General features: G+C 60.5%; 25 protein-coding genes and 1 tRNA gene. 12 read left to right on the forward strand and 14 right to left on the reverse strand.

The features are described from left to right. The first annotated feature begins 13 nt into the window (after positions 1 to 13). The 3 genes from L6418_RS01415 (at position 14) to L6418_RS01425 (ending at position 2,202) form a co-directional block, all read left to right on the forward strand. Positions 14 to 826, forward strand: a complete 813-nt coding sequence (locus L6418_RS01415) for a hypothetical protein (protein WP_237247700.1) — start codon at positions 14 to 16, stop codon at positions 824 to 826. Positions 827 to 873: 47 nt separating this feature from the next. After that, on the forward strand, positions 874 to 1,425 hold the full coding sequence (locus tag L6418_RS01420) for a hypothetical protein (protein WP_237247701.1): 552 nt from the start codon (positions 874 to 876) through the stop codon (positions 1,423 to 1,425). Positions 1,426 to 1,689: 264 nt separating this feature from the next. Next, positions 1,690 to 2,202, forward strand: coding sequence for an LPP20 family lipoprotein (locus L6418_RS01425; protein ID WP_237247702.1), 513 nt, complete (start codon positions 1,690 to 1,692; stop codon positions 2,200 to 2,202). A 44-nt stretch (positions 2,203 to 2,246) separates the two neighbouring features. On the opposite strand, the gene L6418_RS01430 is transcribed toward L6418_RS01425, so the two are convergent. Then, positions 2,247 to 2,813: an MFS transporter gene (locus L6418_RS01430; RefSeq protein ID WP_237247703.1), complete on the reverse strand. Its 567-nt coding sequence runs from the start codon at positions 2,811 to 2,813 to the stop codon at positions 2,247 to 2,249. A 41-nt stretch (positions 2,814 to 2,854) separates the two neighbouring features. Here L6418_RS01430 and pabB point away from each other — a divergent pair, with 41 nt between their 5' ends. Together pabB and L6418_RS01440 are read left to right on the forward strand one after the other, a co-directional pair. Beyond that, the gene (gene pabB, locus L6418_RS01435) at positions 2,855 to 4,234 is read left to right on the forward strand and encodes an aminodeoxychorismate synthase component I (protein ID WP_237247704.1); all 1,380 of its coding nucleotides are present in this window, start codon (positions 2,855 to 2,857) and stop codon (positions 4,232 to 4,234) included. A gap of 59 nt (positions 4,235 to 4,293) precedes the next feature. Next, positions 4,294 to 5,076, forward strand: a complete 783-nt coding sequence (locus L6418_RS01440; RefSeq protein ID WP_237247705.1) for a cytochrome c — start codon at positions 4,294 to 4,296, stop codon at positions 5,074 to 5,076. Between the two features lie 160 nt (positions 5,077 to 5,236). Here L6418_RS01440 and L6418_RS01445 read toward each other — a convergent pair whose 3' ends face one another. From L6418_RS01445 to L6418_RS01480, 8 genes are all read right to left on the reverse strand, one after another. Continuing rightward, entirely contained in the window at positions 5,237 to 5,467 is a 231-nt protein-coding gene (locus tag L6418_RS01445; RefSeq protein ID WP_237247706.1) for a hypothetical protein, read from the reverse strand. A 221-nt stretch (positions 5,468 to 5,688) separates the two neighbouring features. After that, on the reverse strand, positions 5,689 to 7,599 hold the full coding sequence (locus tag L6418_RS01450) for a nitric oxide reductase activation protein NorD (protein WP_237247707.1): 1,911 nt from the start codon (positions 7,597 to 7,599) through the stop codon (positions 5,689 to 5,691). Positions 7,600 to 7,656: 57 nt separating this feature from the next. After that, positions 7,657 to 8,463, reverse strand: a complete 807-nt coding sequence (locus tag L6418_RS01455; protein ID WP_237247708.1) for a CbbQ/NirQ/NorQ/GpvN family protein — start codon at positions 8,461 to 8,463, stop codon at positions 7,657 to 7,659. Between the two features lie 81 nt (positions 8,464 to 8,544). Continuing rightward, entirely contained in the window at positions 8,545 to 8,973 is a 429-nt protein-coding gene (locus L6418_RS01460) for a thioesterase family protein (protein ID WP_237247709.1), read from the reverse strand. Between the two features lie 20 nt (positions 8,974 to 8,993). Next, the gene (locus tag L6418_RS01465; protein WP_237247710.1) at positions 8,994 to 11,123 is read right to left on the reverse strand and encodes a bifunctional (p)ppGpp synthetase/guanosine-3',5'-bis(diphosphate) 3'-pyrophosphohydrolase; all 2,130 of its coding nucleotides are present in this window, start codon (positions 11,121 to 11,123) and stop codon (positions 8,994 to 8,996) included. Between the two features lie 49 nt (positions 11,124 to 11,172). Then, a complete protein-coding gene (rpoZ, locus tag L6418_RS01470) occupies positions 11,173 to 11,379 on the reverse strand; it encodes a DNA-directed RNA polymerase subunit omega (RefSeq protein ID WP_013028539.1) in 207 nt (68 codons plus the stop codon). 9 nt (positions 11,380 to 11,388) lie between these two features. After that, positions 11,389 to 12,000 (reverse strand): guanylate kinase, encoded by a 612-nt coding sequence (gene gmk, locus L6418_RS01475; RefSeq protein ID WP_237247711.1) that lies wholly within the window; start codon positions 11,998 to 12,000, stop codon positions 11,389 to 11,391. 9 nt (positions 12,001 to 12,009) lie between these two features. Then, positions 12,010 to 12,876 carry a YicC/YloC family endoribonuclease gene (locus tag L6418_RS01480; protein ID WP_237247712.1) on the reverse strand — a complete coding sequence of 289 codons (867 nt, stop codon included), beginning with the start codon at positions 12,874 to 12,876 and terminating at the stop codon, positions 12,010 to 12,012. A gap of 116 nt (positions 12,877 to 12,992) precedes the next feature. Between L6418_RS01480 and L6418_RS01485 the strand changes: the two genes are divergently transcribed. From L6418_RS01485 to hemW, 4 genes are all read left to right on the forward strand, one after another. After that, positions 12,993 to 13,805 (forward strand): PP2C family serine/threonine-protein phosphatase, encoded by an 813-nt coding sequence (locus tag L6418_RS01485; protein ID WP_237247713.1) that lies wholly within the window; start codon positions 12,993 to 12,995, stop codon positions 13,803 to 13,805. A 50-nt stretch (positions 13,806 to 13,855) separates the two neighbouring features. Then, entirely contained in the window at positions 13,856 to 14,572 is a 717-nt protein-coding gene (gene rph / locus L6418_RS01490; RefSeq protein ID WP_237247714.1) for a ribonuclease PH, read from the forward strand. 150 nt (positions 14,573 to 14,722) lie between these two features. Further along, on the forward strand, positions 14,723 to 15,313 hold the full coding sequence (rdgB, locus tag L6418_RS01495) for an RdgB/HAM1 family non-canonical purine NTP pyrophosphatase (protein WP_237247715.1): 591 nt from the start codon (positions 14,723 to 14,725) through the stop codon (positions 15,311 to 15,313). Next, the gene (hemW, locus tag L6418_RS01500; RefSeq protein ID WP_237247716.1) at positions 15,310 to 16,551 is read left to right on the forward strand and encodes a radical SAM family heme chaperone HemW; all 1,242 of its coding nucleotides are present in this window, start codon (positions 15,310 to 15,312) and stop codon (positions 16,549 to 16,551) included. The genes rdgB and hemW overlap by 4 nt, the downstream gene beginning before the upstream one ends. 5 nt (positions 16,552 to 16,556) lie before the next feature. On the opposite strand, the gene L6418_RS01505 is transcribed toward hemW, so the two are convergent. The 5 genes from L6418_RS01505 to thiS all read right to left on the reverse strand — a co-directional run bounded on the left by L6418_RS01505 (position 16,557) and on the right by thiS (position 19,443). Next, positions 16,557 to 16,994: a hypothetical protein gene (locus tag L6418_RS01505; protein WP_237247717.1), complete on the reverse strand. Its 438-nt coding sequence runs from the start codon at positions 16,992 to 16,994 to the stop codon at positions 16,557 to 16,559. Between the two features lie 191 nt (positions 16,995 to 17,185). Further along, complete coding sequence (locus L6418_RS01510) at positions 17,186 to 17,506, reverse strand: hypothetical protein (protein WP_237247718.1); 321 nt, start codon at positions 17,504 to 17,506, stop codon at positions 17,186 to 17,188. Positions 17,507 to 17,618: 112 nt separating this feature from the next. Then, positions 17,619 to 18,311, reverse strand: a complete 693-nt coding sequence (gene trmB / locus L6418_RS01515; protein WP_237247719.1) for a tRNA (guanosine(46)-N7)-methyltransferase TrmB — start codon at positions 18,309 to 18,311, stop codon at positions 17,619 to 17,621. Positions 18,312 to 18,367: 56 nt separating this feature from the next. After that, the gene (locus tag L6418_RS01520; RefSeq protein WP_237247720.1) at positions 18,368 to 19,162 is read right to left on the reverse strand and encodes a thiazole synthase; all 795 of its coding nucleotides are present in this window, start codon (positions 19,160 to 19,162) and stop codon (positions 18,368 to 18,370) included. 77 nt (positions 19,163 to 19,239) lie between these two features. Continuing rightward, positions 19,240 to 19,443, reverse strand: a complete 204-nt coding sequence (thiS, locus tag L6418_RS01525; protein WP_237248686.1) for a sulfur carrier protein ThiS — start codon at positions 19,441 to 19,443, stop codon at positions 19,240 to 19,242. 47 nt (positions 19,444 to 19,490) lie between these two features. Between thiS and L6418_RS01530 the strand changes: the two genes are divergently transcribed. From L6418_RS01530 to ccoO, 3 genes are all read left to right on the forward strand, one after another. Continuing rightward, positions 19,491 to 19,564: transfer RNA gene (locus tag L6418_RS01530), tRNA-Gly, on the forward strand. A gap of 341 nt (positions 19,565 to 19,905) precedes the next feature. After that, entirely contained in the window at positions 19,906 to 21,339 is a 1,434-nt protein-coding gene (gene ccoN, locus L6418_RS01535; protein WP_237247721.1) for a cytochrome-c oxidase, cbb3-type subunit I, read from the forward strand. A gap of 10 nt (positions 21,340 to 21,349) precedes the next feature. Further along, complete coding sequence (ccoO, locus tag L6418_RS01540; RefSeq protein ID WP_237247722.1) at positions 21,350 to 22,147, forward strand: cytochrome-c oxidase, cbb3-type subunit II; 798 nt, start codon at positions 21,350 to 21,352, stop codon at positions 22,145 to 22,147. Positions 22,148 to 22,153: the final 6 nt, after the last annotated feature.

Genomic DNA, 22,153 nt, shown 5'->3' on the forward strand with positions numbered 1-22,153 from the left:
GGTTAGCCGATACATGAGCGCCGCAATCGTCCTTGACAAAAGCTTTCTCCAAGGCGCGAAGAGATTGCGAATCCACGAACTCGCGGCCTCGCATCGTCTCGTTGTGTCTGATGCTCTCTTCTACGAACTTCTTACGGCAAGCGAGCCGGATAGATCTCGTTGCTTCGCTAAATTCCCCCCGATCGATAACCCCGTCGATCTCGTCAACCATATAGGCACTTTGATGCGTATCGAAATCGATACGCATCAACCCGCAGGAAAGCCATCTTCGCATCGTGAGTCACTACGATTTCAGTTCAACTCGCGACTGCAAAATACGAACTACGAACTTCCCGTGGAAGTACAACAAATGGTGGATGAGCAGACTAATGACTTAAGATTGCACGTCGACCAATTCGTGGGGCGCGCCGCTACGGCTAATTCGTTCTTTCCTAACCTACTTGTTGGCAACCAAGCAGAGCGTACTAAAGCGCGAGATGACGCTGAGCGGGCAATTGCGGAGCCGGGTTCACTCATCAATTTATACTCAAACCTTGAGCCACCACCAGGTGAACGTCCGCTTCCACCTTCAAGTTTAGTCACTGAAGATTGGGCACTTTACCGATGGCTCCAGGTTCAGTTTTTGTTCGGGCTTGATCTGTATGTTCGTTATCAAGGAAATATTCCAAGTAAATTCAGCTCTGCTATTTATGAGAAGCTTGAACATGATGTGCTTGATGCGGAGGTGTTAATGCTTGGCTGTCTAGAGGGCGCATTTGCCACACGGGAGAATAAGCTCAAACGTTGGTGGCGTTTGCTATGCCCGAACGGAACATTGTATGAATAGTCGGCCAACCCATTGCTCAAGTTCGCTCCCATTAGAGTGCAAACCCTATGGCTACTGAAAGCGCATTTGTCGAAGTTGCACAAAAAGTTGCGGAGAAAATTCTCCCCTCACCTTTATTCGTTCAGCGTGGTGCGGCTTTGCTGTATCAAGTTACCGTGGACAACCAACTGTCGCTCACCGTAAATGTAAAACGCCCTTCTCGCGGTAACTCCGCGTTCCAGACAGACCTTTGCATTTTCGAGAAGAAGGGCGAAGAGGTCGCTATCCCTCGAGTGGTCATGGAGTTCAAAACTCGCATCACTACTCACGATGTTCTTACTTACAGCGCGAAGGCTACAAAACACAAACAGGTGTATCCATATCTTCGCTATGGAATCGTGGCATCAAGCGAAACGGCAGTTCCTGGCCGCCTGTTCACGCATAACGAATCTCTTGATTTTTGCGCCACCGTTTCCGGCCTCGAAGGAGAAGAACTCAGTGAATTTTTTGCCTTGTTACTGGCCGCTGAAGTGGAATCTTCTCGTCGCTTAGAGGCCATCGCTTATGGTTCAGTGCGTACCCGCTTATTCCGTAGCGAGGTTACAATTCATGCGCTCTAACCCTACGCTCAAGCGGGACTGAGCAAAAGCGCGCGTCCCTTCGCTCCACGTTGAATATCCGCTTCTGGGAAGGCTCGGTGTCACTTAAGGGTTAATTTCTGCCGACCACGACCGTCCGCTTTCAGGCAATTCAATTTCAAATCAGATGAAGCTGCCGCAATAAAAACGATCGCCTCGATCCGGCTGTTTGGTCAAATCAATTTCGAGCGCATACAATCGATGCGTAGCCGCTCTTCAGCGGCGTTGTTGAAAGCGAGGATGATCGTGCGCAAACTGCTTGCATTGCTGCTTGTTGCTGTGCTGTTGCCGGGCGCCGATGCCTGGGGCGATGCGCAGCCTGCCGGTGTGACCAAGGCCAGGAAGGCGCATAAATGTACTTTCCCCAAATCCAGGCGGCGTGCGCCCGACTGGGTTTGCAGCGGACAAGTCGAGGGGTTGGCGATGGCGGCCGTGGGTTCTGCAGCGAAATCGCGCGCAGGTTTCTCGTTCATGGAGAAGATGGCGGCAGCCGATGCGCGTGCGCATCTGGTGCAAGCGGTGGGAGAGGCGGTACGGCACAAGCTGGATGAGGGCGCGGCCACCGCAAACGAGCAATCGGGCGGGCGGAATGGTGAGCTGATCACCAGGATCGCGGACGCAACGCTGCAGAACACCCGGATCGCGAAGCACAGCTACGGGCCGAATGGTGCGTTGTATGTGCTGGTCGGGCTGGACGCGGCCGAATCCGACAGGCTGATCCAGTCGGTCACTGCCGAATACCTGCAGCAGCGAAAATAGAACGTCCCGCTTGTGCCGGCTGCCTGTCGCCAGGCAACCGCCGGCTATTTCAGCCGGACGCTGTACAGCGTGATCGGTGCGGCGCTGTTCTTGTCGAAGGCAATCCCCGCATCCACGCCGGCGCGTGCGATGTCGGCCGCATCGTCAAGGCGCGCATAGGCCTGGTGCATGGCGCCGAGCGAGAATTCATGGCCGGAGCCGATGGCCCAGTACTGCGTGTACTCGAACACTTCGCGCATCGAGTAGATGGCGAAGATGCCGTGCGAATTGGCAATCAGCGCGGTGATCTGGCTCGACTCGTACGGGTCTTCCTCGTCTTCCTTGGGGTTCAGGAAGCACTCCTCCTTCAGGATGGGGTGCAACTTGCGGAATGTTTCAAAAATCGCGGCCTTGCTGTTAAGCTGCACATCGGGCGTCTTGGCGAGCAGGCTGGACAACACCAGATGGTGTGCCGCACTGCCGCACACGCCGACGTAGCTGTCGCCGATCTGCAGAATCTTGTCATGCGAGGCATCCTGCGTGGCATGCAGGCGGGTGTTGCCGAAGGTGGTCAGGGTGTCGGCCGCGATGGCGGCGTAACCGTTCTTTCTGACTGCGACGATGGTGGTCATACGAATTTCCCTTATTGGTCCGAACGCGATTTTATCATCTGATGCTGTACAGCTTCCCTTTCCCTTACCCGGCTGATGCAAGCGTTTGCTTCTCGGCGATCCGCGACCTGCCGTGGGCGGCCTGGCTGGACAGCGGCGGCAGCGGGCGTTACGACATCCTCGTCGCGCAACCGGTCGCGACCCTGGTCACGCAGGGAGAACGGACCGAGATCAGCGATGCCGCCGGCGTGCGGCAATCGACGGCAGACCCGTTTGCCACGCTCCGCGAACTGCTGGGTGCCCCCGTGCAACCGATGCCGGACATCCCCTTTGCCGGCGGGGCGCTGGGTTACTGGGGTTACGACCTGGCGCGCCGATATCACCGTCTTCCTGCCAGTGCGAGCGATGCCGAGCATCTGCCGGAGATGGCGGTCGGCATCTACGACTGGGCGATCATCCTGGATCATCAGGAGCGGAGCGCGCGCCTGGTGTCGCGGCAGCGCTGCGCCGCGACCGCGCAAGTGTTGCCGCAGATCGCAGAGCGCCTGAGCCGTGGTTCCAGTACACGGCAGGCGACATCTTTCAGCGTGCAGGGAGCGATCGTCTCCAATTTCACACCGGCCGCGTATGCACGTGCGTTCGATGCGGTGCAGGCTTATCTGCATGCCGGCGACTGCTACCAGGTCAACCTGGCGCAACGCTATGCCGCCGCGGCATCGGGCGATGCATACACGGCGTACCTCGAATTGCGCCGGCTGAGTCCGGCGCCTTATTCCGCATTCCTCGACTGGCCGCAACTGCAGATCCTGTGCGCCTCGCCGGAGCGCTTCCTGCAGGTGCGGCAGGGCAGGGTGGAGACCCGGCCCATCAAAGGCACGCGTCCGCGGCATGCCGATGCGACGGAAGACCGGCGGCTGGCGGAGGAGCTGCGGCAGCATCCCAAGGACAGGGCCGAGAACCTGATGATCGTCGACCTGTTGCGCAACGACCTGGGCCAGGTTTGCGAACCCGGTTCGGTGCGTGCGCCCAGGCTGTTCGAGGTGGAGAGCTTCGCCAGCGTGCATCATCTGGTCAGCACGGTGGAAGGCCAGTTGCAACGCGGTCACGATGCGCTGGATTTGCTGCGCGACTGTTTCCCCGGCGGATCGATCACCGGTGCGCCGAAACAGCGCGCGATGGAGATCATCGAACAGCTCGAACCGAACCGGCGCGGCGTGTATTGCGGCGCCATCGGCTACATCGGGCACGACGGCGACATGGACACCAATATCGCCATTCGCACGCTGGTGCATGCCGGCGGCGAGATTCGTTGCTGGGCCGGCGGCGGGCTGGTTGCAGATTCGCAGTGCGAGGCGGAATATCAGGAGACGCTGGATAAGGCCGCCGCGATGCTGGAATTGCTGCAGCGCTTCGGTGGCAAGCTGGATGGGGTTGCGCCGTAACGGTGCGGCGGGTGCCGGGCTGATCCGTGCCGGCGGGATGAATCATCTGGAGGTTGCCCATGTTTACCAGAATCCAGGCAGTGCTGTGCTCGCTCATGCTGTGCTTGCCGGCTTGCGCCGATGCCGTCCCGTTGCCGGCGGTGCCCGAACTGCAACGGCGGATGGCGGCAGCACCGATCGAGGTGGAGGTGGTCGAGCCGCAGCCGGTGGCGGCAGGGGAGCGACCGCATGTCGTTTACCTAGGGTATCCCGTGGCAAAGGTGTTGCGACTGATACTCGGCGCGGGCTGGAAGACTGCGGGTGCCAGTGTCGAATTCAGGGCGCTGGATGGCTATGTTTCGCATGTCCCGGTCGAACGTTTCGATCGATATCCGGCTTACCTGGTTTTCGCGAAAAAGGATACGCGCGAGTTCAGGCTGGACAATCTTGTGCCGCATGGGCAGGGCGTCTCGCTCGCGCCCTATTATCTGGTGTGGGACAACATCCGCCATCCGGAACTGCTCAAGGAAGGCGATACCTACTGGCCATACCAGGTGCACGAGATTGCGCTGCTGCCGGCGGCGGGTGTCGCCGGCGAGATGTCCCCCGACGCGCTTGATCTGGAAAAATATTGCCTCAGCTGTCACCGGGTGAATGGCCGCGGAAGCAGCAAGGTGCCGCAGGACCTGGCGTTGCAGACCAAGGCTCTGGGAGAAGCGAGGTTCCTTGCCTGGGTGCTGGCGCCGACATCGGTCAAACCCGATACGGGGATGCCGGCCATCGCCGGAGGCATGGCGGAAGCAGATCGCCGTGCATTGGCCGGGAGGCTGTTCCGCTATCTGAATGCCTTGCCGCGGCAATAGCCGCTGCGAGCTTGGCGCGCGATCGTTTTCGGGGGATGGCGGCTGGCTGGAAATGCCGGGCCGGAAAATGCAATGCCGGATCTGTCCGACTTCAGGAACCGATCCGGCATGCTTTCAGGCATTCGGGAATGACACCCGCATGCCCGACGAGATTCAGGGACTACAGGGAGGAGGCGATACTTGCGATGGTGACTGACAGTGCAGTAATCCAGCCCAGATTGCCCATGAACTTGGTGTCTTCCGCAGACAGTTCTTCATGTTTCTCAATCTTCGCATTGATCCGGTTCAGTTCGTCCTGCAGTTTTTTCAGGTTTGCCTGCTGAGCTTGCAATTCCTTCAGCTTGTCCTGATGCACGATTCGTAACGCTGCTGTATCTGTTGTCTTATCCATTTTTTCCTCACAGGTTTATGAACTAGAAGCACCCTAAATCAATCCTGCCACCGCTACTGCCTGGCACCAGAATTGACGTGGGAATCATGATACATCAGTTCCAATATACTGTTTCGTCCACTTGTCTTTATCCGCCAACGCCGTTTGTCGGCGTCGCGGGAACTTGTGTAAAAGCAATAAATAATCATATTGTTGCGAGAGGCTGGGCGGTGCCCGTCGTTTTAACGGGTTAGCCCGGCATACAGCATCAGCATTTTTTCGGGCAGGTGCCTGACATGGTCGACCACCATGTAGTTCCGGGCGCCGAAGATCCGCGCTACATAGCGGTCGGCACTGTGGTCCAGGCTGATGCAGAAGGTCTTGATGCCCGAGCGGCTGGCACCTTCTACCGCCTTCTTGGTGTCGCTGAGCAGGTATTCCTCGCCGCGCACATCGACATCGTCCGGCGCGCCGTCGGTGATGAGTATCAGGAGCTTTTTGCGCGACTGCTGCCGGTTCAGATGATAGGAGGCATGACGTATCGCTGCGCCCATGCGGGTGGCGCGCTGCCCGGTCATGCCGGCGATCCTGGCCTTGGGGACGTCGTCGTATGGCTGATCGAAATCCTTCAACCGATAGTATTCGACATTGTGCCGGCTTTCGGAGCAGAAACCGTGGATGGCGAACGGGTCGCCGACGGTCTCGATGGCGTCCGCAAACAGTGCGCACACCTGCTGGGTCAGCTGCAGCACGGTGTGTTCCTGGCCCTGGACTTTTTCGTTCGTCGAATCGGACAGGTCCAGCAGCAACAGGACCGAGATATCGCGCGTCTTCCGCAGCGAGCGCATCATGATGCGCGGATCGGGCTGCACGCCCAGCCTGAGGTCGACCTGGGCGCGGATGGCGGCGTTGATGTCGATGTCGTCGCCTTCCTCCAGCTTGCGGATGCGGTGCATGCCGCCGTAGCGGATGGCGTTGAGCAGCGCTTTCATGCGCGCCAGCAGGTGGTAGTGCCGCTCGATGATGTCGTCGATGATCTGCAGGTCGCCGGAGTCGAGGTTCTTTTCCCGCACCGTCACCCACGACTCGGTCTCGAGCTGGCTGCGGAAATTCCATTCGGAATAGGAGTAGGTCGCTTCCTGCTCATTCCCGGCGGCATCGGACAGCGAGGCCAGAATTTTCCTGCCCTCGTCGTCGGATTCCAGTGCCGCATTGTCTTCGCCGGCTTCGCCGGTGCCGGGCTGGTCCTCCTGCGCCTCGAGAAATTCAGGGTTGTAGAAGGTCAGGCGTGACCGCTTCTTTCTGCCCGAACCGAATCTGGCGAATTCCCAGATGGAGAACAGTTCGGATTCGAAGATGGTGGTGGGGGCGACCGGCGCCTTGTCCGCAGCAAGCCGGGTCTCCATCCAGATACTGCGGTTGTCGTCGCGGTAGGGCGCGCCATGCATGCCCGCCGGCAGCTTGAATTTGAGCTTCTTGTCGCGCAGCGCAGGTGCCAGCGCGATGCCGATGTCCCAGGCCAGGCGAGCGTCCTGCAGATCGGCTGCAGCCTTGAACAGCTCGCGCCCCTGGGCGATCCACGGATCGTCATCCCGATAGGCATCATCCAGCAATGCGCGCGCGAGGCGGTCGAGATAGTCTTCCGCAGTCCGGCCATGCGCGGGGGTGATCGTGTGCTGCCGTATCCAGAGCTTCTTCAGGCCGGGAAAGCGGCGTATTGCCAGCGCCTCCACGCGTGCATCCTCGATCGCCGCGACTGTCGCTCTTTGCCACTTGTCGAGCGACTTTGCCGCGAAGGGATGCTGCGTGTAGACGATGTGCGCCGCCGCATGCGCGGCGGCGGCGCGAAACAGCTCCAGCCCGGGGACCGGCGTGGCGGCCCCTTCCAGCGGCAGGTCGGCATAGGCTGCGGGCAGATGAATCTCGCCATTCTCGATGCGGGGTGTCTGTGCTGCGCGTTTCTCCGCGTCGCCAGCGAGCGGCTTGATGACGAAATCCCGATCCCATAAGCCGCGCAGATAGATGGCGATGCGCCGCTGGACATCGCCGAGCCTGGTTTGCTGTGCCTGCGGCAAGTCGCCCGCCGCCTGCCGCGGCGCGCGCGCAAGGTAGTCCTGCAGCTTGCGTGAATAGCGATGGATCAAGGAGTTCATGGCTGGATCGGGGCGGAAGCGGGCGGCATGCCGGGCATGTGCGGCATCCGGCAACTGTTACCCAAAGAAGGTGGTTACCGCCGCATCGAGTGCGTTGCGCATGTCCGGGTCGTCGGTGATCGGGGAGACCAGCGCGACGCGGCAAGCCTTGCTCGTCTCCACGCCCTTGGCGATCAGGCTGCCTGCATAGATCAGCATCCTGGTGGAGATGCCCTCGTCCAGTCCGTGTCCCTTGAGGTTGCGCGCCATTTTGGCGATCGAGACCAGCTTGCCCGCCACTTCGCGGGACACGCCCGTTTCGTGGGAAACGATCTCTTCCTCGATCGCGTGCTCCGGGTAGTTGAAGTCGAGGGCGCCGAAGCGCTGCTTGGTGGACTGTTTGAGATCCTTCATCACGCTCTGGTAGCCGGGATTGTAGGAGATCACCAGCTGGAAATCCGGATGTGCGTTCACCAGTTCGCCGGTCTTCTCCAGCGGCAGAACCCTGCGGTTATCGGTGAGCGGATGGATCACCACGGTCGTATCCTGGCGCGCCTCGACGACCTCGTCGAGATAGCAGATCGCGCCGAAGCGGGCGGCGATGGTGAGCGGCCCATCCTGCCAGCGCGTACCCGTGGCATCCAGCAGGAAGCGGCCGACCAGGTCGGAGGCGGTCATGTCTTCATTGCAGGCGACGGTAATCAGCGGCTTCTGCAGCTTCCAGGCCATGTATTCGATGAAGCGCGTCTTGCCGCAACCGGTCGGTCCCTTGAGCATCATCGGCATGCGCACCGAATAGGCCGCGTCGTAGACGGCGACCTCGTCGGATACGGCGCGATAATAGGGTTCCTTTTCGATGCGATACTGGCTGATCAAATCTTTCATTCCACTCTCTTTCTTCAATTCCAAATTCCAAATTCCAATCCACGGCTTGCACTGCGCATCCGGCCTGGCCGCCGCGATCCTTCAGGTTCCGGCCGGCCTCAGCTTGCTTCCCACCTTGGCATCGAACTTGGCCCGGTTGATGACGAAGCGTTCATGCAGTCCTTTGGAGATCACTTCCACACCGTCGTGCGCTTGCACTTCGAATACCAGCCGCCGGCCGTCCACTTCGACCAGCGTGACGCTGGCGGTGACTTCAAGGCCGGGCGGGGTGGCCGCCTGATGGCTGACATTGATGTGCGTGCCGACGGTCTGTTCGGCCGGCCAGTCGATGTGCGGGTTGATGCATTTGATGCAGGCCCATTCGAGGAAGCCGACCATGAAGCCGGTGGCGAACACCTCGGGCATGGCGAGGAATTCTTCGGCTTCCGGGTATAGCGCCGGAACGGTCTTCGACGAGGGGACGAGGAACTTGTGCTCGTATCGGATGCCGGGTTTCAGAGTGTCTTTCATTCTGGTGCTCCTGTCTGCGGTCATGCAGGGATGTTCTTCACGCGCGTGATGCGTATCACTTCCTGGATCCTGCGCAGGCTGCGCATGACGTTGGCCAGGTGCTGGCGGTTGTTCACCTGCAGCGTGAAGTAGAGTGCAGTGTATTCGCCTTCGCTGGTGAAGTGGACGTTCTCGATGTTGGATTCGGCGTCGGAGATGGCGGCGGCGACCTTGGCCAGCACGCCGCGCTGGTTGGCCACGATCAGCTTGATGCTGACATCGAACAGCTTGCTGATGTTCTTGTCCCACACCACGTCCATCCATTCTTCGCTGCTGCCACGGCCCTTGCGCAAGGAAGGGCAGTCGTGGGTGTGGACAACCAGCCCCTGCCCGCTCTTGATGACGCCGATGATGGGGTCGCCGGGAATCGGGCGGCAACACTTGGCGTACTGCACGGCCATGCCTTCGTTGCCGAACAGGGTGACGATGCCGCTGGAGTTGGCTTCGGCCCGGCTGTGGTCGCCTTCGTTGATGCGGGCGAGCTGGCGCGCGATCACCATGTTCAGCCGGCGGCCCAGCCCGATGTCGGCGAAGATCTCCTGGCGCGATTTGGCGCCGTTCTCCTTCAGCACGCGCTCCCAGCATATCTCCGGGACGTCCTGCAGCTTGAAGCCGAGCGAACCGAGCGCCTGGCCGAGCAGTCGTTCGCCGAGCTTGGCCGATTCTTCCAGGTGCATGGTCTTCAGCGCATGGCGGATCTCGCCGCGCGCCTTGCTGGTGACGACATAGCTCAGCCAGGCCGGGTTCGGATGCGCGAGCGTGGCGGTGACGATCTCGACGCGGTCGCCGTTGTGCAACTCGGTGCGCAGGGGAACGAGCTCGGCATTCACCTTGGCGGCGACGCAGCGGTTACCGATGTCGGTGTGCACGCTGTAGGCGAAATCGACTGCGGTGGCGCCGCGCGGCAGCGCGTAGATCTTGCCTTTGGGCGAGAAGACATAGACTTCGTCCGGGAACAGGTCGACCTTCAGGTGTTCCAGGAACTCGACCGAATCGCCGCTCTGCGCCAGGCTCTCGAGCAGGCTCTGCAGCCACTGGTGCGTCTTCTGGTGCAGGTCGTTGATCTGCGCTTCGGAGGTCTTGTACAGCCAGTGCGAGGCGACGCCGCTTTCCGCCAGCTTGTTCATCTCGTGGGTGCGTATCTGCACCTCGATGGGGGTGCCGAACGGTCCGAACAGTGCGGTATGCAGCGACTGGTAGCCGTTCGCCTTGGGGATGGCGATGTAATCCTTGAAACGGCCGGGGAAGGGTTTATACAACCCGTGCAGCACGCCCAAGGCGACATAGCACGAGGGAATGTCTTCCACCAGCACGCGGAAACCGTAGATGTCGAGCACCTGGGCGAAAGCCAGCGATTTGGACTGCATCTTCTGGTAGATGCCGTAAAGGTGCTTCTCGCGGCCGCGCACTTCCGCCTTGATATGGTTTTCTTCCAGTCGCTGCTTGATCGCTTCCAGTATCTTGCTGACCACTTCGCGCCGGTTGCCGCGCGCGACCTTGAGCGCTTTCGACAGCACCGCATAGCGGTTCGGGTACAGGTATTTGAAGCTGAGGTCTTCCAGTTCCTGGTACAGCGTGTTGAGTCCCAGGCGATTGGCAATGGGGGCATAGATGTCCATCGTTTCGCGCGCGATGCGTTCGCTTTTTTCCCGCGAGACCGAATCCAGCGTGCGCATGTTGTGCAGGCGGTCGGCGAGCTTGATCAGGATCACGCGCACATCGCGCGCCATCGCCATCAGCATCTTGCGGAAGTTCTCCGCTTGCGCGTCTTCCTTGGTCTCGAACTGCAGCTTGTCCAGTTTGCTCAGACCGTCCACCAGCTCGGCCACGGGCTTGCCGAACTGTTCGCCGATCTGTTCGATGGTGACGCTGGTGTCTTCCGCGACGTCGTGCAGCAGGGCGGCGATGATGGCCTGCGTGTCGAGGTGCAGCGGGGTCAGGATGCGGGCGACGGCGATGGGGTGGGTGACGTAAGGGTCGCCCGACTGGCGCAGCTGGCCCTGGTGTGCGGTGCGGCTGAAGGCGAGCGCAGCTTCGATCTGCGCTACGTCCTGGGGTTTCAGATAGGCGGAGACCTCCTGGAGCAGGGTGTCAGCATCTGCTTGTGGCATAGAACATTGTTACTGGATGTGCCGCCGGAACGATCACGGCGGCATGCGTTCAGGCCATGCCGCGATTCAGTATTTCGATGCCGACCTTGCCCTCGCTGATCTCGCGCAGGGCGACGACGGTGGCCTTGTCCTTGCTGTTCTCCACCAGGTAGCCGGCGCCGTTGGCCAGCTGGCGTGCACGGTAGGCGGCGGCCAGGGTCAGTTCGAAACGGTTGGGGATATGCTTCATGCAATCTTCGACGGTGATGCGTGCCATGGTGTGCTCCTATTGGTGAAATTGATTGATGAGGGTTGCGTGACGAGCGAGTTGGCTGTCGCGCTGCAACCCGACCGCGATGATCACCGCCTCGAGCTGCCGCAATGCCTCGTCCAGCTTGTCGTTGATGATAACATAGTCGAACTCCGCGACATGCGAGATGTCCTCCTGCGCGGCCTGCAGGCGGCGGGCGATCACCTCGGCGCTGTCCTGTCCCCGCCCGTTCAGACGGCTCTCCAGCGCCGCCAGCGAGGGCGGCAGGATGAAGATGGAGACGGCATGCGGCATCAGCCTGCGCACCTGCTCCGCGCCCTGCCAGTCGATCTCCAGCAGGATGTCGCGCCCTGAGGCCAGTTCCTTCTCTATCCACGGCTGCGAAGTGCCGTACAGGTTGCCGTAGACTTCTGCGCTTTCCAGGAAATCGCCGCGCTTCGCCATCTGCAGGAAGGTGTCGCGGCTGACGAAGTGGTAGTCCTTGCCGTCCGTTTCGCCGGGACGCGGTGCGCGCGTGGTGTAGGAGATGGATAGCGCAATCTGCGTATTGCCCTTGAGCAGGGCGCTGACCAGGCTGGTCTTGCCCGCTCCCGAAGGGGCGCTGATGATGAAAAGATTGCCGGACATGCTGTTCTCCTATTCGATGTTCTGTACCTGTTCGCGCATCTGCTCGATGAGGATCTTGATCTCCATCGCGCTGCGCGAGACCTCGGCATCGACGGATTTCGAGCCGAGCGTATTGGCTTCCCGGTGCAGTTCCTGCATCAGGAAGTCGAGGCGTTTGCCGACCGCGCCGCCTTTGTCCAGCACGCGCCGTACCTCGGCAAGATGGGTCTGCAGGCGGGAAAGTTCCTCGTCCACGTCGATCTTGCTGGCGTAGAGCGTGATCTCCTGGCGCACGCGCTCGTCGTCCTCGCTGCCCAGCGCTTCGAGCAGGCGCGTGCGCAGCTTGGCCTCGTAAGCGGCGATGGCGCCGGGGATGCGCGGGGCCACGGCCAGGCGCAGGTTTTCGATCTGCGCCACCCGTTCCAGCAGGAAGTCCTTGAGCTTCTCGCCTTCGCGCTGGCGCGCGGCGGCGAAATCCTGCAGGGCCTTGGCCAGCAGGTTGCGCAACGCGTCAAGCAAGGCATCGGCGGAGAGCGCCGGGCTTGCCAGCACGCCGTTCCAGCGCAGCACGTCGTTGACCGAAAGTTCGCGCGCATCCGGCAGCATTTCGCGCACCTGCACGCTCCACAGTGCCAGTTGCTGCACCATGACCTGGTTCAGCCGGGCCGGCTCCTGTTCGGACTGGCGCGAGGCCAGGTTGATGCGGCATTCCACCTTGCCGCGACCGATCTGTGCGGCGATGGCTTCGCGCAGGGCGGGTTCCTGCGTACGCAGCTCGTCCGGCATGCGCAGTTGCAGGTCCAGGTAGCGGTGGTTGACGGAGCGCAGTTCCAGAGTAAGCGAGCCGGAGTCCAGTTCGACGGCGACGGAGGCAAAACCGGTCATGCTGTAGATCATTGAAAACTCCGGGCGAAATGGAAAAAACCTAGGCTGAACGCCGCGCATTATATTACGATTGCACCTCACTACAGACTCCCGAGGAATATTTGGGGTGCATAAAAACTAGGGAGAAGATGAAGTTCGCAGTCCATCAGGCCAACCACATCGGCGGTCGCAAGTACAACCAGGACCGGGTGGGATATGCCTATACCAATGACGCGCTGCTGCTGGTGCTGGCTGACGGCATGGGCGGCCATCTGCATGGCGAGATCGCCGCGCAGATCGCCGTGCATACCTTCATGCGCGCGTTCGCCCGCCTGGAACAGGCGCGGGTGAAGGAGCCGGAGGTATTCCTGCGCGCCACCATGCGCGCCGGGCACGATGCCATCTTCGACTATGCGCGCGCGGAGAATCTTGGCGGCAATCCCGGCACCACCTGTGTCGCCGCGCTGGTACAGGACGGGCAGATCTGGTGGGCGCACGCCGGTGATTCGCGCTGCTACCTGCTGCGCGGCAACGCGGTGGCGAACGTCACGCACGACCATTCCGTGGTGCAGCAGTGGGCGGACTGGGGCATCATCAGCCCGGACGAGATGAAGACCCACCCCGACCGCAACAAGATCACCAATTGCCTGGGCGGCGTGGAAGACATGTTCTATGTCGACGTCGCCCCGCCGATCGCCGCCCAGTCCGGCGATACGCTGCTGCTGTGCAGCGATGGCTTCTGGAGCCCGCTGACCGACGAGGAGATGGCCAGGCTGTCGTCCGTGCCCGTGCTGGCGGAGCGGCTGGATGAATTGATCGACATGGCCGTGTACCGCGAAGGGGCGCGAGCCGACAATACCACTGCCGTAGTGGCCCGCCTGGGCGATGGCGAGGGGGAGCATGCCACCGACGTGCCGGTCTGCGTCATGCTGGACGAGCGTCCCGCGCCAAGGAACTTCTGAGCAAGTCCGTTATAATCCGCGCTGTTTTCAATTTCCCCGAGGTTCCAGTCATGCGTCCCAGCCAGCGTAAGCCGGATCAGCTGCGTGCTATCCGCATCACCCGCCATTACACCAGGCATGCCGAAGGTTCGGTGCTGATCGAGTGCGGCGACACCAAGGTCATCTGCACCGCCAGCGTGGAAGAGCGCGTGCCGCCGCACAAGAAGGGCAGCGGCGAAGGCTGGGTGACCGCGGAATACGGCATGTTGCCGCGCTCCACCGGCGAACGCATGCAGCGCGAAGCGGCCAAGGGCAAGCAGTCCGGGCGCACGCAGGAGATCCAGCGCCTGATCGGGCGCAGCCTGCGCGCCGTGGTCGATCTCGGCAAGCTCGGCGAGCGCACTGTCACGCTCGACTGCGACGTGATCCAGGCCGACGGCGGCACGCGCACCGCCAGCATCACCGGTGCCTTCGTTGCGCTGCACGATGCGGTAAGCGGCCTGATGCAAAAAGGCCTGGTGAAGGAGAACCCGCTCAAGGAGGCCGTCGCCGCCATTTCGGTCGGCATCTACCAGGGCACGCCGGTGCTCGACCTCGACTATGTCGAAGACTCCGCCTGCGACACCGACATGAACGTGGTGATGCTGGGCAGCGGCCATTTCGTCGAAGTGCAGGGCACGGCGGAAGGCCATCCGTTTTCGCGCGAGGAGATGGATACCCTGCTGGAGCTGGCGAAGCACGGCATCGGGCAACTGGTGGAGATGCAGCGCAAGGCGCTGCAAGGCTGACGGGGCGCGAGCGGGCTCGCTGCGGACGGCGTCGGCAGGCGGTCTGCGGCCATTTTTCGTGAAGATGGCCGTCGATCCTCGGTCCCGGGCTGCAGGGCCTGAAGATCGCCGTCGTCATTGGGCTGCGGGCAATATGATATTGGACAGGCAATGAAGAAACTGGTCATCGCATCGAACAACCCGGGCAAGCTGCGCGAATTCCAGCGCATGCTGGCCCCGCTTGGCATCGAGGTGCTGACGCAGGCGCAGCTCGGCATTTCCGAGGCCGAAGAGCCGCACTGTACTTTCGTCGAGAACGCGCTGGCCAAAGCACGCCATGTCAGCCGCGAAAGCGGCCTGCCGGCGCTGGCCGACGACTCCGGTATCTGCGTCGAAGCGCTGGGCGGTGCGCCCGGCGTGATCTCCGCGCGCTATGCGGGAGACAATCCGAAATCCGACGTGCGCAACAACGAAAAGCTGCTGCGCGAGATGCAGGGCGTGGCCGACCGCCGCGCGCATTATTACTGCGTGCTGGTGCTGGTGCGCCATGCCGACGATCCGCAACCGCTGATCGCCGAGGGCGAATGGCACGGCGAGATATTCCATGAAGAACGCGGCGATGGCGGCTTCGGCTACGACCCGATGTTCTGGCTGCCGCAGTTCGGCAAGACGGCGGCGGAGCTGACGCACGACGAGAAGGCGCAGATCAGTCATCGCGCCAAGGCGCTGCAGGTGCTGATGCAGCGCTTCCCGCGCGCATGAGCGTGCAGGCGCTGCAGCCTTTCGGCATCAGCTCGCAGCCGGTGAATTTCCGCGCGCTGCCGCCGCTGTCGCTGTACATCCACATCCCCTGGTGCGTGCGCAAATGTCCCTATTGCGACTTCAATTCGCACGAGGCGCGCGGCAGCCTGCCGGAGCGGGAGTATGTGGCTGCGCTGGTGCGCGACCTGGAGATGGCGCTGCCGCTGATCTGGGGGCGTAAGGTGTATACCGTGTTCTTCGGCGGCGGCACGCCCAGCCTGCTGAGCGGGGAGAGCGTGACGGAGATCCTGCGCCAGGTGCGCATGCTGCTGCCGCTCGATATCAACGCCGAGATCACGCTGGAAGCCAATCCCGGCACGGTGGAGGCGGACAAGTTCGCCGCCTTCCGCGAGGCGGGGGTGAACCGCTTGTCGCTCGGCATCCAGAGTTTCAACGATACCCATCTGCAGGCGCTGGGACGCATCCACTCCGCCGCCGAGGCTAGGCGCGCGATCGAGGTTGCGCAGCGCCATTTCGACAACATCAACCTCGACCTGATGTACGCGCTGCCGCACCAGACACCGGAGCAGGCCTTGCAGGATGTGCAGGCTGCGCTGCAATACCGGCCGCAACACCTGTCCTGCTATCACCTGACGCTGGAGCCGAACACGCTGTTTGCGCACCGTCCGCCGCCCTTGCCGGACGACGACGCGAGCAGCGACATGCAGCAATCCATCGAGGCGCTGCTTGCCGCACAGGGTTACGAACACTACGAGACTTCGGCCTTCGCGCAGCCCGGACGACGCTCGCGGCATAACCTGAACTACTGGCAGTTCGGCGACTATCTGGGGATCGGTGCGGGCGCCCACAGCAAACTGAGTTTCCATGACAAGGTGCTGCGGCAGGCGCGCTACAAGCAGCCGCAGGCCTACATGGAGGCGGTGGCACGCGGCCAGCCGGCACAGGCACGACATGGTGAGGCGGATCCTTCCGGTGCCGGAGTGCAGGAAGCGCATGAGGTGTCGCATAACGACATCGCGTTCGAGTTCATGATGAATGCGCTGCGCCTGAACGAGGGATTCGACAGCTCGCTGTTCACCGAGCGCACCAGCCTGCCGTTGCTGTCGATACGCCGCGAGTTGGCCGAAGCGGAGCAACGAGGCTTGCTGTTGCAAGACCATAAAAAAATCGCCCCGACTGAATCGGGGCGACGGTTTTTGAACGACCTGCTGCAGATATTCCTGCGCGACGCAGGCTGAGGCTGTTACTTGTCGGTCGGCTGCTTCGCGCTCTTCTTGGCGCGCTTGTCATGCGGTTTCCTAGCAGGTTTGTGCGGCGCACTCCTGGTGCTGCTGGTTGGGGCTGGCTTGTGGCTCGGGGCGGCGGCCTTCCCGGGCTGGGTGCCGGCCATGGCCGCGGCTTCGTTCCTGGTCATGCAGCTGGCGATGTAGTTGCTCCTGTCGTTACCCTGCAGCTTCTTGTTCTTGGCGTTCTGTTCGCAGAGGCCGCTCTTGCGCTTGCGTTCCTCTTCCTGGACGTTGGCCGGCGATTCCGCCTGTTCCAGGCAGGACTTCATGAAATCCGCGCGTTCTGCGAGCGGCAGCTTCTGGCTCTTGGCCGAGCATTCGCTGCCTTGCAGCGCAAGTGCGGGGGTGGCGATGGCGATCAGCAGCAGGCTGGTCAATGTGGCGATGTGCTTCATGAAGACTCCTTGAATTCGCAATATTTGGTTTTTTGGACTGCCGTTCCGCTGGGTGGACGGCACCATGTTGCATCTTTGCTTCGGACACATAAAAACGCCGCACTGACCGAATCAGGGCGGCGTTTGCTGCACGATCTTTTACAAATCGTCCCGGCGATGGCAATTGGCTCGAATGACGTTGAATGGAGCCATTACATCTTCGGATGCGGAGGGGCGCTTGGGTCGAAATCGTTCTCGCGGTAGCAGTGTTCCAGGTATTCGGATTTCTTTTTGCCTTCCAGCTTCATGTTCTTGGCATTCTGGTTGCAGTTCGCTTCTTTCTCTTTTTGGCCTAGCGCCTTGGATTTTGCAGGCGCAGCCGCTTTTTCCAGGCATGACTTGGTGAATGCTTCGCGCTCTGCCATATTGGCGATCTTTTCTGCCTGGGTCGCGCAATCGTTGCCTTCATGCGCAAAGGTGGGGGCAGCAGTGGCTGCCAGCATCAGACTAACGAGGGTAATGACATATTTCATGATGGCTCCTTGAATGGTTCAAGTGACTTAAAAAATACCAGGAAGAACACAGTCACCGAAAAAATAATAACATTAATTTAATGTTAAATTAACATTCAATTAACCATTCAGATCAAGGTGTCTTTCGGCGGAACAGCAGGTCCCATACGCCGTGTCCCAGCTTGAGTCCGCGCTGCTCGAATTTGGTGAGCGGCCGATAGGCGGGACGGGGGGCGTAGGCGTCGGCGGTGTTCTGCAGCAATGGTTCGGCCGCCAGTACCGCCAGCATCTGCTCGGCGTAGTCCTGCCAGTCGGTGGCCAGATGGATGTACCCGCCGGGCTTGAGTTTATGCACCAGTTGCGCGATGAACGGCGACTGGATCAGGCGGCGCTTGTTGTGGCGCGCCTTGTGCCAGGGATCGGGAAAGAAGATGTGCGCCCCATCCAGGGTGTTGTCGCCGATCATGTCGCGCAGCACTTCCACGGCGTCGTGCTGGATGATGCGGATGTTGTCCAGTTGCTGGGCGTCGATCAGTTTGAGCAGGTTGCCCACGCCAGGCGAATGCACTTCCAGCGCAAGGTAGTCGTTCTCCGGATGTGCTTGCGCGATGGTTGCCGTGCTGTCGCCCATGCCGAACCCGATTTCCAGAATCTTCGGCGCAGCGCGTCCGAAAGCCTGGTCGAGGTTAAGCGGTTGCGCGACATAGTGAATGCCGAAGCGCGGCAACATCGTGTCGATGGCGCGTTGCTGTGCCGTCGATACGCGCCCCTGTCGCAGAACATAACTGCGGATGTGTCTTTTGCTGAGATCGGTGGTGTCGGTCATCGGGATGGTCGTTCAGCCTCCCCCGGTCAGCGGGAAAGGCTGCCTGCAGGAATTTTTCAGGAGCGCGTCGAGGCGATGATACCTGCCGTCGGCGAACTCGGGCTGGCGCTGTAGAGCTTCTTCGGCATGCGTCCGGCCAGGAAGGCGCAGCGTCCCGCCTCCACCGCATGTTTCATTGCCGAAGCCATCAATACAGGTTGCTGTGCCGCAGCGATTGCGGTGTTCATCAGCACGCCGTGGCAGCCCAGCTCCATCGCGATCGCGGCATCGGAAGCGGTGCCGACGCCGGCATCCACGATCACGGGCACCTGCACGCGCTCCATGATCAGTTGCAGGTTCCACGGGTTGAGGATGCCCATGCCGGAGCCGATCAGCGAGGCCAGCGGCATGATGGCGACGCAACCGATGTCCTCCAGCTGCCTGGCGACGATGGGGTCGTCCGAGGTGTACACCATGACCTGGAAGCCTTCCGCCACCAGCGTCTTTGCCGCGGCGAGAGTCTCGATCACATTGGGATACAGCGATTGCGGGTCGCCCAGCACTTCCAGCTTGACCAGACTGTGCCCGTCCAGCAGTTCGCGCGCCAGGCGCAGGGTGCGTACTGCATCGTCCGCGGTATAGCAGCCGGCGGTGTTGGGCAACAGCGTGTATTTCGACGGCGGCAGGATTTCCAGCAGGCTGGGTTCGTTCGGGTTCTGGCCGATGTTGCTGCGACGGATCGCGATCGTGATGATTTCCGCGCCGCTGGCCTCGATCGCCGCTCTGGTTTCGGCGAAATCCTTGTATTTACCCGTGCCGACCAGCAAGCGTGAAGAGTAGTTTTTGCCGGCAATGACTAATTTGTCGTTCATGACCCTGTTCCTGAAGTAGATTGTTTGGCTATGCAAGCCGTCCGGCAGAAGTGCCGGATCGAGCTTCAAGCCGTTGGTTAGCCGCCACCGACCGCAACCACGATTTCCAGTCGGTCTCCGTCCGACAGGAATTGGGCGGCGAAGGTGCTGCGCGGGACGATCTCGCCGTTACGCTCCAGCGCGATGCGCTTGCCGGCCAGTCCCATTTCCTTGATGAGAGCTTCGACGGTCGCTTCCGGGGGGAGTTGGCGCGGTTCGCCATTGACGCTGACGGTAATCACTTTGCTCATGTTGTCCGTGTTAGAATCCGCGCCGCATTCTACTACAGGCGGGTGTAGTTCAATGGTAGAACGGCAGCTTCCCAAGCTGCATACGACGGTTCGATCCCGTTCACCCGCTCCATCTGTTTAAATCCATTCTTTTTTCTTCATTCGACTGGCTCGAGGTGCTTTGCTGCGCCTGCTGTGCTGGTTGACGAATAATTGACAATTTCTTGACGCCGGCTTGACGTGCCGGGTTTTAGCTGCGAGGATGCAGGCTAGTCTGCTTCCGGTACGCTAACTTGATGTAACTACTCGGGTATTTTGTTCCGGAGCCGGCGGAGGCCTTTATTGCGGCACTGGCTATGTCGAAGGTAAGGGGAAAAGTTTTGAAAGTTGTCGGGAAAGGGTGCGCCACACACATCATCAATTGCAGGGTGTGCGAGGCGCATTATTGTTAACTTGCTCAAGGAGGAGACTACTGTGGAAGCTACGCAAGCGACACCAGTAAAATACGATATGGAAGTCGTCCGATGGTTCACCATCGCGGCCGCCATATATGCGGTCGTAGGAACGTTGATCGGTGTATATATCGCATCGGAACTGGCGTTTCCGTTTTTGAATTTCGATATCCCCTACATCACCTTCGGACGTCTGCGTCCCCTGCATACCAATGCGGTGATCTTTGCCTTTGGTGGCTGCGTGTTGATGGGAACCGGCTTTTACATGGTGCAGCGGACCGGCGGCACCAAGCTGTGGAGTAATAGCCTGGCCTGGTTCACCTTCTGGGGATGGAATCTGATCATCGTTCTGGCTGTGATCACGCTGCCGCTGGGGATGACCCAGGGCAAGGAATACGCCGAACTGGAATGGCCCATCGATATCCTGATTGCGGTGGTCTGGCTTTCCTTCGGATTGAATCACATCATGACCGTGGCGATCCGCAAGACTTCGCATATCTATGTTTCGAACTGGTTCACCATGGGGATGATCGTGATGATCACCTACCTGCATGTGGTAAACAGCTTGTGCATCCCGGTCAGTCTGACCAACTCCTTCTCCATTTTTACCGGTGTGCAAGATGCCATGGTGCAATGGTGGTGGGGCCATAATGCGGTCGGCTTCTACCTGACAGGCGGTTTCCTGGGCATCATGTACTACTTCGTGCCCAAACAGGCAGGCCGCCCGGTGTTCTCCTATCGCCTATCCGTACTGCACTTCTGGGCGCTGACCTTCGGCTACGTCTGGCTGGGTGCGCACCACTTGCAATACACCGCGCTGCCTGACTGGACCGGCTCGCTGGGCGCGGCCGTTTCTCTGGCGATGATCATCCCGTCCTGGGGCGGTGCGATGAACGGCATGATGACGCTGTCCGGCGCCTGGGACCGTCTGCGTACAGACTATATCCTGCGCTTCCTGGTCGTGGCGCTGGCGTTCTACGCCATGTCCACTTTCGAAGGTCCAGTGATGTCCATCAAGACCGTCAACGCCTTGTCCCACTATACCGACTGGACTGTTGGCCACGTGCACTCCGGCGCACTGGGCTGGATGGCGATGGTTGCCTACGGCGCGATGTACCACATGATCAAGAAACTGTGGGGCGTGGACAGGATGTATTCCGACAACCTGGTAAATGTCCATTTCTGGCTGGCGACGATCGGCACCGTGGTGTACATCGTGGCGATGTGGGTTTCCGGAATCATGCAGGGCCTGATGTGGCGCGACTATGACGAATACGGCACATTGACCTACACCTTCGTTGAGTCGGTATCCGCCATGCACCCGTACTATGCGATGCGCGCAGTGGGCGGCCTGATCTTCAACATCGGCGCCTGGGTTGCCCTGTTCAATATCGTGATGACCGTGCGTCAGGCGAGCGCTCTGCGCTCATCCAGCGCCGTTCCTGCTAAAGCATAAGGAGTGTGAAATGTCTGATCACGACAAAATCTATTCGACCAAATTTCAGGACAAGATCGAGCGCAGCACGGTTCTGATGTTTGTAATGACGGCGATCGCTGTGGCGATCGGCGGTATTGTGGAAATCGTGCCGTTGTTCTACCTGCCAAACACCGCGATGAGCGGCGGGGATGGCACCTACAACGGCACAGCCCACAAGGATAAAAGCGGCAACGTGATTCCGATGGACAAGATCGTCTGGAATCCAGCCACTTCGGCACACAAGACGCTGGAAGACTGGCAGCCCGGCGACGGAGTCCGTCCATACAAACCGCTGGAACTGGCCGGCCGCAATATCTACATCCGCGAAGGCTGTTTCCTGTGCCATTCACAGATGATCCGTCCGTTCCGCGATGAGAAGGACCGCTACGGCCACTATTCGATTGCCGAGGAGTCCATGTACGACCATACCTACCAGTGGGGTTCCAAGCGAACCGGTCCCGACCTGGCCCGCGTCGGCGGCAAGTATTCGGATGAATGGCATCGCCGCCACCTGAGCTATCCGCGCGAAGTGGTACCTGAGTCGGTCATGCCGAACTACTTCTGGCTGGCCAACAACAAGGTGGATGTGGCGGAGACCGTGCAAACCATGAAGGTCCTGACCATCATGCCGTTCAATCCTATTCCGAAGACCATCTATACGGATGCCTACATCGACGGCGCAGCCGCCCAGCTGGAAGGCAAGACCGAACTGGAGGCCTTGATTGCTTACCTGCAGGGTTTGGGTAACCACATCAAATTCGAGGAAGGTGTGAACTACCGTGACTAAGCTGAT

The sequence above is a fragment of the Sideroxyarcus emersonii genome (assembly GCF_021654335.1).
Classification (GTDB): Bacteria; Pseudomonadota; Gammaproteobacteria; order Burkholderiales; family Gallionellaceae; genus Sideroxyarcus; species Sideroxyarcus emersonii.

Bases quoted from the DNA above. Each gene is read 5' to 3' on its own strand.
- trmB (WP_237247719.1), bottom strand. From the start codon at position 18,311: ATGACCGACACCACCGATCTCAGCAAAAGACACATCCGCAGTTATGTT.
- L6418_RS01450 (WP_237247707.1), bottom strand. From the start codon at position 7,599: ATGAACTCCTTGATCCATCGCTATTCACGCAAGCTGCAGGACTACCTT.
- L6418_RS01455 (WP_237247708.1), bottom strand. From the start codon at position 8,463: ATGAAAGATTTGATCAGCCAGTATCGCATCGAAAAGGAACCCTATTAT.
- pabB (WP_237247704.1), top strand. From the start codon at position 2,855: ATGCTGTACAGCTTCCCTTTCCCTTACCCGGCTGATGCAAGCGTTTGC.
- L6418_RS01460 (WP_237247709.1), bottom strand. From the start codon at position 8,973: ATGAAAGACACTCTGAAACCCGGCATCCGATACGAGCACAAGTTCCTC.
- ccoO (WP_237247722.1), top strand. From the start codon at position 21,350: ATGTCTGATCACGACAAAATCTATTCGACCAAATTTCAGGACAAGATC.
- L6418_RS01505 (WP_237247717.1), bottom strand. From the start codon at position 16,994: ATGAAGCACATCGCCACATTGACCAGCCTGCTGCTGATCGCCATCGCC.
- gmk (WP_237247711.1), bottom strand. From the start codon at position 12,000: ATGTCCGGCAATCTTTTCATCATCAGCGCCCCTTCGGGAGCGGGCAAG.
- L6418_RS01445 (WP_237247706.1), bottom strand. From the start codon at position 5,467: ATGGATAAGACAACAGATACAGCAGCGTTACGAATCGTGCATCAGGAC.
- L6418_RS01485 (WP_237247713.1), top strand. From the start codon at position 12,993: ATGAAGTTCGCAGTCCATCAGGCCAACCACATCGGCGGTCGCAAGTAC.
- hemW (WP_237247716.1), top strand. From the start codon at position 15,310: ATGAGCGTGCAGGCGCTGCAGCCTTTCGGCATCAGCTCGCAGCCGGTG.
- rph (WP_237247714.1), top strand. From the start codon at position 13,856: ATGCGTCCCAGCCAGCGTAAGCCGGATCAGCTGCGTGCTATCCGCATC.
- L6418_RS01420 (WP_237247701.1), top strand. From the start codon at position 874: ATGGCTACTGAAAGCGCATTTGTCGAAGTTGCACAAAAAGTTGCGGAG.
- rdgB (WP_237247715.1), top strand. From the start codon at position 14,723: ATGAAGAAACTGGTCATCGCATCGAACAACCCGGGCAAGCTGCGCGAA.
- L6418_RS01465 (WP_237247710.1), bottom strand. From the start codon at position 11,123: ATGCCACAAGCAGATGCTGACACCCTGCTCCAGGAGGTCTCCGCCTAT.
- L6418_RS01440 (WP_237247705.1), top strand. From the start codon at position 4,294: ATGTTTACCAGAATCCAGGCAGTGCTGTGCTCGCTCATGCTGTGCTTG.
- L6418_RS01430 (WP_237247703.1), bottom strand. From the start codon at position 2,813: ATGACCACCATCGTCGCAGTCAGAAAGAACGGTTACGCCGCCATCGCG.
- L6418_RS01415 (WP_237247700.1), top strand. From the start codon at position 14: ATGAGCGCCGCAATCGTCCTTGACAAAAGCTTTCTCCAAGGCGCGAAG.
- L6418_RS01510 (WP_237247718.1), bottom strand. From the start codon at position 17,506: ATGAAATATGTCATTACCCTCGTTAGTCTGATGCTGGCAGCCACTGCT.
- L6418_RS01480 (WP_237247712.1), bottom strand. From the start codon at position 12,876: ATGATCTACAGCATGACCGGTTTTGCCTCCGTCGCCGTCGAACTGGAC.
- rpoZ (WP_013028539.1), bottom strand. From the start codon at position 11,379: ATGGCACGCATCACCGTCGAAGATTGCATGAAGCATATCCCCAACCGT.
- L6418_RS01520 (WP_237247720.1), bottom strand. From the start codon at position 19,162: ATGAACGACAAATTAGTCATTGCCGGCAAAAACTACTCTTCACGCTTG.